Origin of the sequence: Cupriavidus basilensis, assembly GCF_000832305.1 — a bacterium.
Lineage (GTDB): Bacteria > Pseudomonadota > Gammaproteobacteria > Burkholderiales > Burkholderiaceae > Cupriavidus > Cupriavidus basilensis_F.
This window is the reverse complement of the sequence record NZ_CP010537.1, coordinates 1750282-1764037: the sequence shown is the minus strand read 5'-3', so window position 1 is coordinate 1764037 and position 13756 is coordinate 1750282. Positions and strand designations below refer to the sequence as shown.

The 13756-nt window shown below is 65.2% G+C and carries 14 protein-coding genes; 7 read left to right on the top strand and 7 right to left on the bottom strand.

Annotation, left to right across the window (positions count from 1 at the left end; all coding sequences use genetic code 11):
* The first annotated feature begins 75 nt into the window (after nt 1–75).
* The 4 genes from RR42_RS28560 to RR42_RS28545 all read left to right on the top strand — a co-directional run bounded on the left by RR42_RS28560 (nt 76) and on the right by RR42_RS28545 (nt 4877).
* Entirely contained in the window at nt 76–1596 is a 1521-nt protein-coding gene (locus tag RR42_RS28560) for a CoA-acylating methylmalonate-semialdehyde dehydrogenase (RefSeq protein ID WP_043354941.1), read from the top strand.
* Between the two features lie 449 nt (nt 1597–2045).
* On the top strand, nt 2046–2945 hold the full coding sequence (mmsB, locus tag RR42_RS28555) for a 3-hydroxyisobutyrate dehydrogenase (RefSeq protein ID WP_043354939.1): 900 nt from the start codon (nt 2046–2048) through the stop codon (nt 2943–2945).
* A complete protein-coding gene (locus RR42_RS28550; protein ID WP_043354937.1) occupies nt 2942–3712 on the top strand; it encodes an enoyl-CoA hydratase in 771 nt (256 codons plus the stop codon). The genes mmsB and RR42_RS28550 overlap by 4 nt, the downstream gene beginning before the upstream one ends.
* Before the next feature lie 10 nt (nt 3713–3722).
* Nucleotides 3723–4877, top strand: a complete 1155-nt coding sequence (locus tag RR42_RS28545) for an enoyl-CoA hydratase/isomerase family protein (RefSeq protein ID WP_043354935.1) — start codon at nt 3723–3725, stop codon at nt 4875–4877.
* A 60-nt stretch (nt 4878–4937) separates the two neighbouring features.
* On the opposite strand, the gene alaC is transcribed toward RR42_RS28545, so the two are convergent.
* The 4 genes from alaC to RR42_RS28525 form a co-directional block, all read right to left on the bottom strand.
* Nucleotides 4938–6194 (bottom strand): alanine transaminase, encoded by a 1257-nt coding sequence (gene alaC, locus RR42_RS28540; protein ID WP_043354933.1) that lies wholly within the window; start codon nt 6192–6194, stop codon nt 4938–4940.
* 131 nt (nt 6195–6325) lie between these two features.
* The gene (locus tag RR42_RS28535) at nt 6326–6784 is read right to left on the bottom strand and encodes a winged helix-turn-helix transcriptional regulator (protein ID WP_043354932.1); all 459 of its coding nucleotides are present in this window, start codon (nt 6782–6784) and stop codon (nt 6326–6328) included.
* Between the two features lie 127 nt (nt 6785–6911).
* The gene (locus RR42_RS28530) at nt 6912–7730 is read right to left on the bottom strand and encodes a siderophore-interacting protein (RefSeq protein WP_043354931.1); all 819 of its coding nucleotides are present in this window, start codon (nt 7728–7730) and stop codon (nt 6912–6914) included.
* Between the two features lie 62 nt (nt 7731–7792).
* Nucleotides 7793–8545 (bottom strand): PadR family transcriptional regulator, encoded by a 753-nt coding sequence (locus tag RR42_RS28525; RefSeq protein WP_043354929.1) that lies wholly within the window; start codon nt 8543–8545, stop codon nt 7793–7795.
* A 714-nt stretch (nt 8546–9259) separates the two neighbouring features.
* On the opposite strand from RR42_RS28525, the gene RR42_RS28520 reads away from it, so the two are divergent.
* Nucleotides 9260–9652: an RT0821/Lpp0805 family surface protein gene (locus RR42_RS28520; RefSeq protein WP_043354927.1), complete on the top strand. Its 393-nt coding sequence runs from the start codon at nt 9260–9262 to the stop codon at nt 9650–9652.
* Nucleotides 9653–9785: 133 nt separating this feature from the next.
* Here the strand turns inward: RR42_RS28520 and RR42_RS28515 are convergent, their stop codons facing one another.
* Complete coding sequence (locus RR42_RS28515; RefSeq protein ID WP_043354924.1) at nt 9786–10634, bottom strand: LysR substrate-binding domain-containing protein; 849 nt, start codon at nt 10632–10634, stop codon at nt 9786–9788.
* 100 nt (nt 10635–10734) lie between these two features.
* Here RR42_RS28515 and RR42_RS28510 point away from each other — a divergent pair, with 100 nt between their 5' ends.
* Complete coding sequence (locus RR42_RS28510) at nt 10735–11382, top strand: LysE family translocator (RefSeq protein ID WP_043354922.1); 648 nt, start codon at nt 10735–10737, stop codon at nt 11380–11382.
* 115 nt (nt 11383–11497) lie between these two features.
* On the opposite strand, the gene RR42_RS28505 is transcribed toward RR42_RS28510, so the two are convergent.
* Nucleotides 11498–11968: an SRPBCC family protein gene (locus tag RR42_RS28505; protein WP_043354920.1), complete on the bottom strand. Its 471-nt coding sequence runs from the start codon at nt 11966–11968 to the stop codon at nt 11498–11500.
* A gap of 245 nt (nt 11969–12213) precedes the next feature.
* Between RR42_RS28505 and RR42_RS28500 the strand changes: the two genes are divergently transcribed.
* Nucleotides 12214–12999 (top strand): hypothetical protein, encoded by a 786-nt coding sequence (locus RR42_RS28500; RefSeq protein ID WP_236702219.1) that lies wholly within the window; start codon nt 12214–12216, stop codon nt 12997–12999.
* Nucleotides 13000–13079: 80 nt separating this feature from the next.
* Here the strand turns inward: RR42_RS28500 and RR42_RS28495 are convergent, their stop codons facing one another.
* Nucleotides 13080–13712 carry an MlaC/ttg2D family ABC transporter substrate-binding protein gene (locus RR42_RS28495; protein ID WP_043354919.1) on the bottom strand — a complete coding sequence of 211 codons (633 nt, stop codon included), beginning with the start codon at nt 13710–13712 and terminating at the stop codon, nt 13080–13082.
* Between the last annotated feature and the right edge of the window lie 44 nt (nt 13713–13756).

Genomic DNA, 13756 nt, shown 5'->3' with positions numbered 1-13756 from the left:
CTGCTTGCCCGACCGCTTGCCCGACCGCTTTCCTGCCTTGCACCACCCACACCTAGAACCGACGGAGACCACCCCATGAGTGCCCAGAACCCCAACGCCGCCGCGCCCACCGTCAAGCTGTTGATCAACGGCGAGTGGGTGGAGTCCGCTGCCACCGAATTCCGCCCCGTGGTCAATCCGGCCACCCAGCAGGTGCTGGCGCAGGTGCCGCTGGCCACCGCGGCCGAGGTCAATGCCGCCGTGGGCGCCGCGCACCGCGCCTTTGCCACGTGGCGCCACACGCCGCTGGGCGCGCGCCTGCGCATCATGCTCAAGTACCAGGCGCTGATCCGCGAGCACAGCAAGCGCATTGCCGCTATCCTCACCGCCGAGCAAGGCAAGACCCTGGCCGACGCCGAGGGCGACATCTTCCGCGGGCTTGAGGTCGTGGAACACGCCTGCTCGATCGGCACGCTGCAGCAAGGCGGCTTTGCCGAGAACGTGGCCGCCACCGTCGATACCTACACCCTGCAGCAGCCGATTGGCGTATGCGCCGGCATCACGCCGTTCAACTTCCCGGCCATGATCCCGTTGTGGATGTTCCCCATGGCGATCGTGTGCGGCAACACCTTCGTGCTCAAGCCATCGGAGCAAGACCCGCTGTCCACCATGGAACTGGTCAAGCTGGCCATCGAGGCCGGCGTGCCCGCCGGCGTGCTCAACGTGGTCCATGGCGCGCGCGAGGTGGTGGACGCGCTGTGCACGCACCCGGACATCAAGGCGGTTTCCTTCGTCGGCTCCACCGCCGTGGGCACCCACGTCTACAACCTCGCCGGCGCGCACGGCAAGCGCGTGCAATCGATGATGGGCGCCAAGAACCACGCCGTGGTGCTGCCGGACGCGCACCGCGAGCACACGCTCAACGCGCTGGCCGGCGCAGCCTTCGGCGCCGCCGGCCAGCGCTGCATGGCGACTTCGGTAGCCGTGCTGGTAGGCGCGGCGCGCGAATGGCTGCCCGAACTGGTGAAAAAGGCCGCCACGCTCAAGGTCGGCGCCGGCAACGAGCCCGGCACCGACGTATGCCCGGTAGTCTCCGTCGCCGCCAGGCAGCGCGTGCTCGGCCTGATCGAAGCCGGCGAACGCGAAGGCGCCACGCTGGCGCTCGATGGCCGCAACGTGCAGGTAGCCGGCTACCCCGAAGGCAACTTCATCGGCCCGACCGTGTTTGCCGACGTCACCACCGAGATGTCCATCTACACCCAGGAAATCTTCGGCCCGGTGCTGGTAGTGATCGGCGTCGAAACGCTGGACGAAGCCATCGCCCTGGTCAACCGCAACCCCTTCGGCAACGGCACCGGCATATTCACGCAAAGCGGCGCCGCCGCCCGCAAGTTCCAGAGCGAGATCGACGTCGGCCAGGTCGGCATCAACATCCCCATCCCGGTACCCGTGCCCTACTTCAGCTTCACCGGCTCACGCGGCTCCAAGCTCGGCGACCTCGGCCCCTATGGCAAGCAAGTGGTGCAGTTCTATACGCAGACGAAGACCGTCACGGCAAGGTGGTTCGACGACGCAACGGTAAATGACGGGGTGAATACCACGATCAGCCTGCGCTGACCGGCACGCATCGGCTTCGCCAGCGCCCGCCCTCTCCCACAAGTGGGAAAGGGGGCCAACCAACAGCAAGATCAACCAACTGTGGTAGCCGTGTTTCCCGCCCGAAGGGGCGGGAAACACCCCAACGCGATGCGAAGCGAGCCGTCAAGGTGTGCCAAGGCCGTATGGGGCGCCTCGGGATTTCACGAAAAGAGCGGAAAAGAGGGACCCATGTCTGAGTATCGCCTTAAGGCGATGCGAGTTTGGGTCCCGGCCGCTCTTTTCGTGAAATCCCGAGGAGGTAGTCGCCCCATCCGGCGCGCCTTCTTTGCCTACTTTCTTGGCAAGACAAGAAAGTAGGTCGCCGCCCCGCAGGGGTGGTGAAACTGCAGTTGCCTTTGACATTAAGCAGTTGCAGTTACCACAACCACAAAACACAAAACACCAAACACCAAGAGCAAGGAGCCAACATGCACATAGCCTTCATCGGCCTAGGCAACATGGGTGCCCCCATGGCCCGCAACCTGCTCAAGGCAGGCCACGCCCTGACCGTTTTCGACCTCAACCCCACCGCCCTGTCAGCCCTGCAAGCCGACGGCGCAGCCGTAGCCCCCTCCGCCCGCAAGGCCGCCGCCGAAGCCGACTTCGTCATCACCATGCTGCCGGCCGCCACTCACGTCCGCGCCACCTACCTCGGCCCGGAAGGCGTCCTTGCCGGCGTACGGCCCGGCGTACCGCTAGTGGACTCCAGCACCATCGACCCGGCCACCATCCGCGCACTGGCCGCCGAGGCCAAACGGCAAGGCAACCCGATTGCCGACGCCCCTGTCTCCGGCGGCACCGGCGGCGCGCAGGCCGGTACGCTGACGTTCATGGTCGGCGCCGAACCGACCCTGTTCGAACAACTGAAACCCGTGCTGTCCTGCATGGGCCGCAACATCGTCCATTGCGGCGACACCGGCACCGGACAGGTCGCCAAGATCTGCAACAACCTGATCCTCGGCATCTCCATGATCGGCGTGTCCGAAGCCATGGCGCTCGGGGTCAAGCTGGGCATCGACGCCGGCGTGCTGGCCGGGATCGTCAACACCTCCACCGGCCGTTGCTGGGCCGCCGACACCTGCAACCCCTACCCGGGCGTGATCGAGACCGCGCCGGCCTCGCGCGGCTATAGCGGCGGCTTTGGCGCGGACCTGATGCTCAAGGACCTGGGCCTGGCCACGGATGCTGCACGCAGCGTGCGGCAACCGCTGTTCCTCGGGGCACTGGCCCAGCAGATCTACCAGGCGGTGAGCCAGGCCGGCGACGGACATCTCGACTTCTCGGGCGTGATCCGTCAATACCAGGCAAAAGAGGAGCCGAAAGCATGATCGAGCACGTCATCGACGGGCATATCGCCCGCCTCACCCTCAAGCGCCCGCCCGCCAATGCGTTTAACGCCGAGGGGCTGGCACAGTTGCAGCAACTGGTAGCCACGCTGAATGCGGACACGCGCGTGCGCGCCATCGTGATCACTGGCGACGGCAGCCGCTTCTTCAGCGCCGGCGCCGACCTCAATGGTTTTGCCGACGGCGATCGCGCTCATGCGCGGCTGATGGCGCAACGCTTCGGTGCCGCCTTCGAGGCGCTGCAAAACGCACGCCCCCTGGTGATCGCGGCGATCAACGGCTATGCCATGGGCGGCGGGCTGGAATGCGCGCTGGCCTGCGACGTGCGCATTGCCGAGGAACAGGCCCAGATGGCGCTGCCGGAGGCCGGCGTCGGCCTGCTGCCGTGTGGCTGCGGCACGCAAACCCTGCCCTGGCTGGTGGGCGAGGGCTGGGCCAAGCGCATGATCCTGGCCAACGAGCGCATCGATGCCGCCACCGCGCTGCGCATCGGGTTGGTGGAAGAGATGGTGCCCACGGGCCAGGCGCTGGACGCGGCGCTGCGCCTGGCCGAGCGCGCCAGCAATGTGAGCCCGCGCGCGGCGGCCTACAGCAAGCAGCTGGTGCACCTGGCGCGCCAGGGCGTGCCGCGCGGCCCGGCGCTGGCGCTGGAGCGCGAGCGCTTTGTCGATCTGTTCGACGGCGAGGACCAGCGCGAAGGCGTCAACGCCTTCCTGCAAAAACGTGCGCCGCAATGGCGCAATGCCTAGGAGCCACGCCATGCGCCTGAACCCGAACGATGCCGCCCAGGAACGCCCCGCAGCCGCGCCAAGCGCGGACGACGAGGTGCGCTTCGACGAGATCAACGGCATCGGCCTGATCACGCTCAACCGGCCGCGCCAGCTGAACGCCTTGTCCTACCCGATGATCGGCCTGCTCGATGCGCAGCTTGCCGCCTGGGCCGCGCGCGACGACATCGCCGCGGTGGTGCTGCGCGGCGCGGGCCCCAAGGCGTTCTGCGCCGGCGGCGACATCCGCGCGCTGTACGACAGCTTCCACGCGGGTACGGCGCTGCATCGCCAGTTTTTCGTGGACGAGTACCAGCTCGACTATCGCCTGCACTGCTACCCCAAGCCGGTCGTGGCGCTGATGGACGGCATTGTCATGGGCGGCGGCATGGGCCTGGCGCAGGCCGCGCACCTGCGCGTGCTCACCGAGCGCTCGCGCGTGGCCATGCCGGAGACCGGCATCGGCCTGGTGCCCGATGTGGGTGCGAGCCATTTCTTGTCGAAGCTCCCGCTGGCCCTGGCGCTCTATGTCGGGCTGACGGGCGTGACGCTTGGCGCTGCCGATACGCTGCTGTGCAAGCTGGCCGACATCGCCGTGCCTGCCGCAAGCCTGGAGCACTTCGAGCAGACGCTGGCAGCCATCAACCGGACAGGCGACGTGCTGGCGGACCTGCGCGCCGCGCTGCAGGCAACGCCTGACGCCGGCGAGCAGGCGGCGCCGCTGCAGTCGGTGCTGCCTGCCGTGCTGCGGCATTTTCGGGCAGACGCCAGCGTGGCTGGCCTGCTCGACAGCCTGGCCGCGGAATCCGACCCGGCCTACGCCGACTGGGCCGCGCGCACGCTCGATATCCTGCGCGGGCGGTCGCCGCTGATGATGGCGGTCACGCGGGAATTGCTGCTGCGCGGCCGCGACCTGGATCTTGCCGATTGCTTCCGCATGGAGCTCGGCGTGGTGTCGCACGCGTTCTCGCAGGGCGATTTCATCGAGGGGGTGCGCGCGCTGATCGTCGACAAGGACAATGCGCCGCGCTGGCGCGTGAAGGATGCGAGCGAGGTCAGCGAGGCCGTGGTGCAGTCGTTCTTCGACAGCCCTTGGCCGCGTGAGCCCCACCCGCTGGCCATGCTTGGCCGATCAGGGCAAGCCTGATGGTCGCACGCCGGCATGGTGCCGGCGTGTGGTCACGTGCATGCGAATAAAACCACGCACTCAGTCCTTGGGCTTCGGCGCGTGGCCGCTCGGCTGGTGCTCGTCCACCGGCACCTTCACCAGCCCGTCCGCGCGGAACATCGCCTTGATGCCGCGCACCGCCTGGCGGATGCGCGCCTCGTTCTCGATCAGCGCGAAGCGCACGTACTCGTCGCCATAGTCGCCAAAGCCGATGCCGGGCGAGACGCAGACTTTGGCCTTGGCCAGCAGTTGCTTGGAGAACTCCAGCGAGCCCAGCGCGCGATACGGCTCGGGGATGCGCGCCCAGATATACATCGACGCCTTGGGAATCTCCACCGGCCAGCCGGATTCGATCAGCCCGCGCGCCAGCACGTCGCGGCGCGTCTGGTAGTGCGCGGCAATCTCCTTCACGCATTGCTGGTCGCCTTCCAGCGCGGCAATGGCGGCCACCTGCAGCGGGGTAAACGTGCCGTAATCGTGATAGCTCTTCATGCGCGTGAGCGCGGCCACCAGATCCGGGTTGCCCACCATGAAGCCGATGCGCCAGCCCGCCATGTTGTAGCTCTTGGACAGCGTGAAGAACTCCACGGCGATGTCTTTCGCCCCTTCCACCTGCATGATCGAAGGCGCCTTCCAGCCATCGAACACGATGTCGGCGTAGGCCAGGTCGTGCACCACGAAGATATCGTGCTTGCGCGCCAGCGCGATCACGCGCTCGAAGAAATCCAGCTCAACGCATTGCGCGGTGGGATTCGACGGAAAGCCCAGCACGATCATCTTCGGCTTGGGATAGCTGCCGCGAATGGCGCGCTCCATCTCGGCGAAGAAGTCCACGCCCGGCACCAGCGGCACGGAGCGGATATCGGCCCCGGCAATCACCGCGCCATAGATATGGATGGGATAGCTCGGGTCGGGCACCAGCACGGTGTCGCCGCGATCGAGCGTGGCCAGCATCAGGTGGGCCAGCCCTTCCTTGGAGCCGATGGTGACAATGGCCTCGGTGTCCGGATCGATCTCGACGTCGTAACGCTCGCGATACCAGTGCGAGATAGCGCGGCGCAGTCGGGGGATGCCCTTGGAGGCGGAGTAACCGTGGGTATCGGGGCGCTGCGCGGCTTCGGTCAGCTTGGCAACGATATGCGCCGGCGTGGCGCCGTCCGGGTTGCCCATGCTCATGTCGATGATGTCTTCGCCACGGCGGCGCGCCGCCATTTTCAGCTCGGCGGTGATATTGAAGACGTACGGGGGAAGACGATCGATACGCGCGAAGCGGCGCTTGCCTGCGGAGGCTGACATGGATTTTCCTTGAACGTAAGCGCCCGGAACCGTCCGAGCGACGCTGCCAGCCGTTGGTGCGGCTGACCGGAAAGATCTTAGCGGCGAATACCGGCCGCGTCTACGGCTTTTGCAAGCCGGGCGCGGCACCGCTACGCACCGGGCACGCCGGCCTTGCGCACCACCGCATCGTCGGGCCCGAGCAACCGGCCATCCTCGGCGCGCACCTCGAGCGGGCGCACGGGCTTGCCAGCCTTGCTGTCCACCAGCACCGAATGCGGCTCGCCGGGGACATAGAAGAACGCTTCGCCCCACTGCCGCAAGCCCACCACCACCGGGAACAGCGCGCGCCCTTTCGGCGTCAGCACGTACTCCTGGTAGGCGCTGCCGTCGGAGGCCGGCACCTGCTCCAGGATGCCGTGCGCCAGCAGCGTGCGCAGCCGGCCGGCAAGGATGTTCTTCGCCAGGCCAAGGCTGCGCTGGAACTCGCCAAAGCGCCGCAAGCCATCGAAGGCATCGCGCACGATCAGCAGCGACCACCAGTCGCCGATCACATCGAGCGAGCGGGCCACGGGACATGCAGCGCCTTCCAGGCTGGTTCGCCGGACCATAGTGCAACTCCGTTTCACTCGCCAGATGCGGTGCGCCGCGGAATGCGGCGCCAATGGCGAGGCGGTTGCATTGTAAAACCAGTTGATCCGGCCTTCAAGGCATGCACTGCCCCCCGGCATGCGCCGCTCAGTCGTCGATGTTCTCGTGCACGGCGGAGGCACCGGCCTTCCAGTAGCTGGCCGCGCGGATGCGGCCCTTCTCGATGCCGCGCTCGCCCACCAGGTACTGACGCACGGCGCGAATCGACGCGGCCTCGCCAGCCGCCCAGACATAGCCTTCGCCGCGCGGCAACGTAACCTCGCGCAAGGCTTGTTCCAGCAGCCCGGCGGCGCTCTCTGCCGGTGCGCTGTCACGGTGCTGCCAGTGGATCTCCACGTCGGCGCGGCTGGGCAGCGGGATTTCGGCGGCGGCGTTGTCCACCGCCAGCACCACCAGCGCGCGCACGCCGGACGGCAACTCCTCGAGGCGCCGTCCGATGGCAGGCAGCGCGGTTTCGTCGCCCACCAGCAGGTGCCAGTCGAAGCCCTCGGGAATCACGAACGACCCACGCGGGCCGCCCACGCCCAGATACTGGCCGGGTGCGGCCTGCGCGGCCCAGGTGGAGGCGGGGCCATCGCCATGCAGCACGAACTCGATATCGAGCTCACCGGCGGCGGCATCGTAGCGGCGCGGCGTGTAGTCGCGCGCGGCGGGCTTCGGCTGGCCTTCGGCAAACACGGGGCCATTGGGACCAGGCTCCGGCAGCACGGGCTTGCTTTGCCCCGGCGCGGGGAAGAACACCTTGATGTGGTCGTCGAAAGATGCGGAGACAAAGCCCTTCAGGTCTTCGCCAGCCAGCGTCACGCGCAGCAGTTGCGGCGACACCGCCTGGGTACGCACCACTTGCAGCAAGCGCATCTTGAGTTCATGGCGAACGCGTTGCACGATCAGGTCGCGAGTAGTCATGGATTTCCTGGTTGACGGGAATGAGGAATACGGCATGTGGAGTGTCGGGATGCGGGTCAGCACTAGGCACCCTGGCCGCCCGGGCCGGCGTTGATCTCGGCGGTTGCCCGCGCCAGGATGGCGGCGATGCGACGCTGCTCGTCCGGCGTGGCATCGGTGCGCAGCAGCAGCGCCCGCTTGAGCGCCACGCGCGCCTCGACGAACTCGGGCAGCCAGCCACCCGCGGCTTCACGCTCGTCGGCGGCTACGCCCGCCGCACCCGGCTCGGCGGCTTCACCCGACAGCGCGCGCCGCACCCACTCCATCTTGCGCGCCACGTGCTTGAGCTTGTTGAGCATCAGGGCCAGCCGCTCGCGGTTGGCGTCGAGATGGGCCAGGCCCGGCCCCGCCAGCTGATAGCGTTTTTTGTTGCCCTCGGTGTCCACCGTGGCGTAGCCGAGTTCTTCGAGGAAGGTCAGGGCCGGATAGACCATGCCCGGGCTGGGCTTGTAGAAGCCGTTGGTGCGGGCCTCCAGCGCCTTGATCAGCTCGTAGCCATGGCTGGGCTTTTCTTCCAGCAAGGACAGCAGCATGAGTTGAAGATCGTCCGAGCTGAACTTGCGGCCGCGCCGCCAGCTATCGCCGTCGCCGTCGAAACCATCGCCACCGCCGCCAAAGAAGCCGCCGGGGCCGCCGCCGTGGTGGTGGCGGCCAATCGCATGGCGGCCATGGCGCTCGCCGTGGTGCGAGGAATGCGAGGCATGAAAGGAAAAATGAGAAGACAGATGGGCAAGCATGTGATGGGTAAGCCTACCCAGAAGAGGATGGTGACGCATTGGCACGACTCCTACATATCGAAAAACATATCTTAAGATATATATCGTACGTAAGGATGTCAAGGCGATATTGAGTGGCGGGACCGGGGGCAGTAGACAACCGGCGCCGCGCTGAGGGCGGCGCAGCTCCGGCACATGGCGGCTTTCACCGCTAGCCTCGCGCCACAAGAAAAATCCCGCGGCCACGCAGCGCCGCGGGATCACTTTCGATGCCAACGCGCCTTACGGCTTCGGCGGAGACGTCACCACAATCGAGATGACCTCGCGATAGACGAGCTTGGCCAGGCGGCCCGCAGCGGCATTTCCGCGTTGAACATAGCGCGCGATGGCGCCACGCGGCATGCCTGTTGAAAGATGTCATATCGGACTCGGTAGAAAGTGAAATTTGCTCAAAGTGCCGCCTGACACACCGATTCCGGATGTCGCGTTCGCCACAAGACTTAATTCACACGCCGAGAACTTTCACTTCAGTTCGCGCCACTGCTTCGCTAAGGTCGGGCAGTCCGTCCAGCCTCCATCAGCCGGGCTCATTTTCCTTAAGCCTCGGCGCAAACGGTCTGCATTGCCTTTTGACACCGGCGTGGACTAAGTTGGCAGCAAGGTGGCAGGCCAGACCTTCCGGCGCAGGCGTCGACATGCATTGTTTCAAGCACATTGTTGCCTGCTGCCATGCCTTGCCTCAGCCGTTTTCGACATTCCGCCAAGGACCCCGCCATGACCCGGCACCCGTTGCTCCGCACCACGCTACTCTGCGCCGCCCTGCTCGCCCCGGCGGCACCCGCGTTCGCCTACCTCGACACCTTCATCCACGGCACCGTCATCGGCAACATGAGCCAGAAGGAATCGGCTTCGCTCGCCCAGAGCGTGGGCAAGGTGCTGAATGACGGCACCGACGGCACCATGGCGCCCTGGACCTCCCCCGCGCAAGGCAAGCGCAAACCGATCGAAGGTCAATTGACGCCACTGCGCAGCAAGACCGACAAGGGCCAGTCCTGCCGGCAATTGAAGATGCAGCTCAGACGGGCGGACCAGGAAGACAACTGGACTGGCTGGTTCTGCAAGCAAAGTGACGGCCGCTGGCGCTCGCGCAAGGTGGCGGACGATTGAGCCATCACCCTGTACACGCCACCCGGCAGCCACCTCTATGCCAGCCCGCTGCAGCGCTACTCCATCGGCGAACGCCACACCACCTCTGCGTTCATCGGTGGACGCCTCACCATGCGGCTCCCTCGGGTTCTCCTCAGGTTCTCAACTCAACCAGAATCTGTTCAGCCAGATAATCACAGGGCGGCCGCGCTGAGCGCGAACTGCGGGCGAGGACGATTTCGAGTTCAGCCAGTGGCGGCAAGCCGTCGCCCTGGGATAGCTGAACAAGATGCCCGGGTACGCTGCATCTCGCCAGGGGGGCCACCGCAAGCCCCGCTTCGACCATGCTGACAAGGCCCAGCAGGCTCGGGCTTTCGTAGGACATGCGGTATTTGATGTTCTCCCGCTGCAGCGCGCTGATGGCATTGGCGCGCGCCGTGCTGCCATGGGCGAAAACGGCGATGGGCAGCGGGCGCTCGTTCCACACTTTCCTCACGGCCGACCCGACCCAGACCATCGGCTCGAACCGGATGAATTCGCCGGCGATGCCCTTGGCTTTAGTCAGGCAGGCCAGGTCGAGCGTGTTGTCCTTGAGCAATGGCACGAGCGCACTGCTAGGCATGCCGATCACCCGGATTTCCACTCGCGGGTGCGCCACCGCGAACTGCCTGAGGACCGACGGCAGCAACGAAGAGGCGTAGTCGTCAGGCACGCCGATGGTGACGCGCCCCTTCATTTCCGGGCGCACGATCGACGCCCACGCCTCCTCGCGCATCGCGAGCATGCGGCGGCCATGGTCCAGCAGCGTCTTTCCCTCGGCGGTAATCGTCACGTGCCGCGTGGTCCGCACAAACAACGGCTTGCCAAGCGACTCCTCAAGCGCCTTGATCTGCATGCTCACCGCCGACGCGGACCGGTGCACCGCCTGCGCCCCCCGGGCAAACGAGCCGGTGTCGGCCACCGCCACCACCATCTCAATGACGTCCAGATCGAGCTTTTTCATATTAATCAGAAAATCTGAACAAAAACTTCAGTTTAACCCGTTTTACTTAGCCATTCACCAAGTGGATACTGCAGTCGATGTCCACTGGGGAACCCCGAAAATGCACGGTACGGAATCGATCTACGGATTTTTAGCGGTCGGGGGCATGCTAGCCGTGACGCCTGGCCCGAACATGGTCTACGTGATGTCACGCTCCATTGCGCAAGGACGCAAGGCCGGGCTCGTGTCCCTGGCTGGCGTCATGCTCGGATACCTTTTCTATATGTTTGGCGCGGCGTTTGGCATCACGGCATTTTTCCTGAGCGTGCCCTACGCCAGCAGCATCCTGGGCGCGGCGGGCGCTGCCTATCTGTCCTATCTGGCGTGGCAGGCCGTGAAGCCTGGCGGCCGCTCCCCGCTCGAAGTCCGCGACCTGCCGCACGAACGCCGCCGGCGGTTGTTCGCGATGGGCGCGACCACCAGCCTGTTGAATCCCAAGCTGGCGATGACCTTCCTGTCGGTCTTGCCCCAATTCATCAACTATCGGAACGGCAACGTCCTAGAGCAATCACTCGTGCTCGGTTCCTCGTTGATTATCGCGTTCGCCACCGTCAACGGCGCCGTGGCGATCTGCGCCGGCAGCATGGCAAAGCTCCTGTCGCGCCGGCCGGGACTCTTGCTGGCCCAGCGCTGGGCCATGGGCGCGGTTCTGCTTGTGCTGGGCGCGAACATGATGATCGACGCCCGAAGGCTAGCGGGAATTGGCTGACTTTGGCGGTTGCCCGCCACGGTCAGCGTACCGTCGCCTGCGTTGCGTTTGTGCTGGAAATACGCTTTGGCAAAGTACAGATTATCGAAGGGCGGGAAGCGACGCCCCAACGTAGTCAGTCGTCTCCCGGCTTCCGTTGCCGCAAGTGGGCGGCCATCGCAGCAAAACGCCGACGCGTTTCCAATTCGAAGACTTTGGCCGCGAATGGATCCAGAATGCGCCCCAACAGCCGGGGGCGTAGCTTGACGTTGAAAGTGTAGATCAGCTCAGAGGCACCATGACCAAGGTCACGGTGTCGCATCGAAGCACCCCAAAATACGAACGGGCCGGTGGGGGCAGTGATGGTGGCCGCGGCAATTCTGGGAGGATCGTAGCTGACGAATTGCGTCCGCATGCCAAGGAATTTCTTCCAGCCTCGACCAATATTCGTGGTGATGGCACCTACGTGGGGATGCGTCCCGCCGCCCTCCACATAAGCAACCGACAGCAATGTGTCCCACATCAACCGTTCCTCATGATTATGGAAGGCCTCAAACGCTGCGGCGGCAGATGCCGGCATTTTAAGCACAATACGACGCTGAGCCATGATCAGGATTCTTCTATCGTTGTCTGGATTCCCCACCGGCGAACGGGCGGCTCGAAATCTGCGAGCTACCGGAGACGGCCCATGGTTGATCGCAATATACTGCCAGCGGCGATCTTAGCAGCAGCCGTCGGTTTTTTGCATTTCCGAGGAACTCACGCACGCCTGTCTTAGCGAAAAGCGCACGACCCCGACGGACCATGGGCGAGCCTTGGCGCTACGATCCGCTACAGTATCGAGACAGCCGCATGACACGTGTACAGATGAATCACCGCCCTCAACAGCATCAAGCACAAGACCTTCTCACTTCCTACTTCTGGAGCGGCGACGGCATTCGCAGTCGATGCGTCAGCGACATCGTGCCATGCGGCAGGGTCGACGTTCCCATGCCCCCGGCGCGTCTGCTTGCGGATTGGGCAAGGGAGATATCGTCCCGCCTGGTCCTGGAACCCGGGGATGTCGAGGCAATGCCTTTGGCGCGGGCGCGGGCGCGCTGGCCGGACTACGCGCGATGCGTGCAGGCGGTGTCCGATTGGGCGTGCGCGCTTGGACTGCCCGGGGTGCTTGCCGGCAGCGACGTAGCCCTCATGGCCTGCCGCGGCGCGAGGTACCACCATGACGGCGCGCAGTATGGCGGTGCGGCCTTTTGCAATCTATTCCTGAGCGAAGACAGGGGGCAGGACTTGCATTTCCCCTCGTTGGGTCTTCGAATCCCCCTGTCCCGGGGTACGGTTGTGATATTCGATACTTGCCAGCCTCATGGCGTGATTCAACGCCACAGCAGCGGGTTTCATGTGGCCGACTTCCCGCCCGGCCAGGATTGCATCCAGCTATTCCTGACCTGGGAGCTTCCCATCGAAGATACCCATGTTGCGCACGCACTTCAGGTTGCCTTCGACACCGCCCCTTCAACCTCGTCGCAACTGCATGAAGAGCAAGTCTGGCTCAACGGTGCAAGGGCTGCCGTGTGCCCGGATTCTGGCCGGTGGTGCCGGGCCGGCGAATCGCCGGGGTCATGCGGCGATTTACCCTGACTGGGCGCTCGGTTGCCGCAAGCAGCCGGACAGTCGGTCCGGATCCAGGGCATACAGCCCGCATGGCCCCTTGGACGCCCCTACTGCCTGCCAGACACAAGCCGCTCATTACGCTCGGTCAGTGACTGGATCAGCCCATCCACCCCGCTTTGCTGAATCTTGTCGTTGAATTGCTGCCGGTAGGTCTGCACCAGCCAGGCCCCCAGCACGTTCAGGTCATACACGCGCCAGCCTTCCGGCGTCTTGTGCAGACGGTAGTCGATCTGCACAGGCTGGCCGCTTTTCATATTGGTGGCGACCGTGCGCACCACCACGTCCGTCTCGGCCGGCTCGATGCGCGACGGCGGATACTCGATCTGCTGGTCCGGGCGGAGTTGCGCGATAGCGCCGGCATAAGTGTGGATCAGCAGCAGCTTGAACTGCTCCACCACTTGTTGCTGCTGCGCCGGCGTTGCGGTGCGCCAGTAACGGCCCATGGCGAGCTGCGTGGTGCGGTTCAGATCGGTGTACGGAAGGATGTCCTTGTTCACGATCGTCGTGATGCGCTGGATATCGCCCGGGGCGACCGCGCGGGCGCGCACCTCACGCAGCAACTGCTGCGTCACGGTCTGAATCAGCGCCTGGGGCTTGGACTTGTCATCGACCTGGGCGCAGGCTGTGCTGCCAAAGGCAAGCAAGGCCGAAACAACGGGAATCAGGATGACGTTCCTCATCGGTGGGGGTCCTGTCTGTATGTGCAGCCCGCATGTTAAAACAA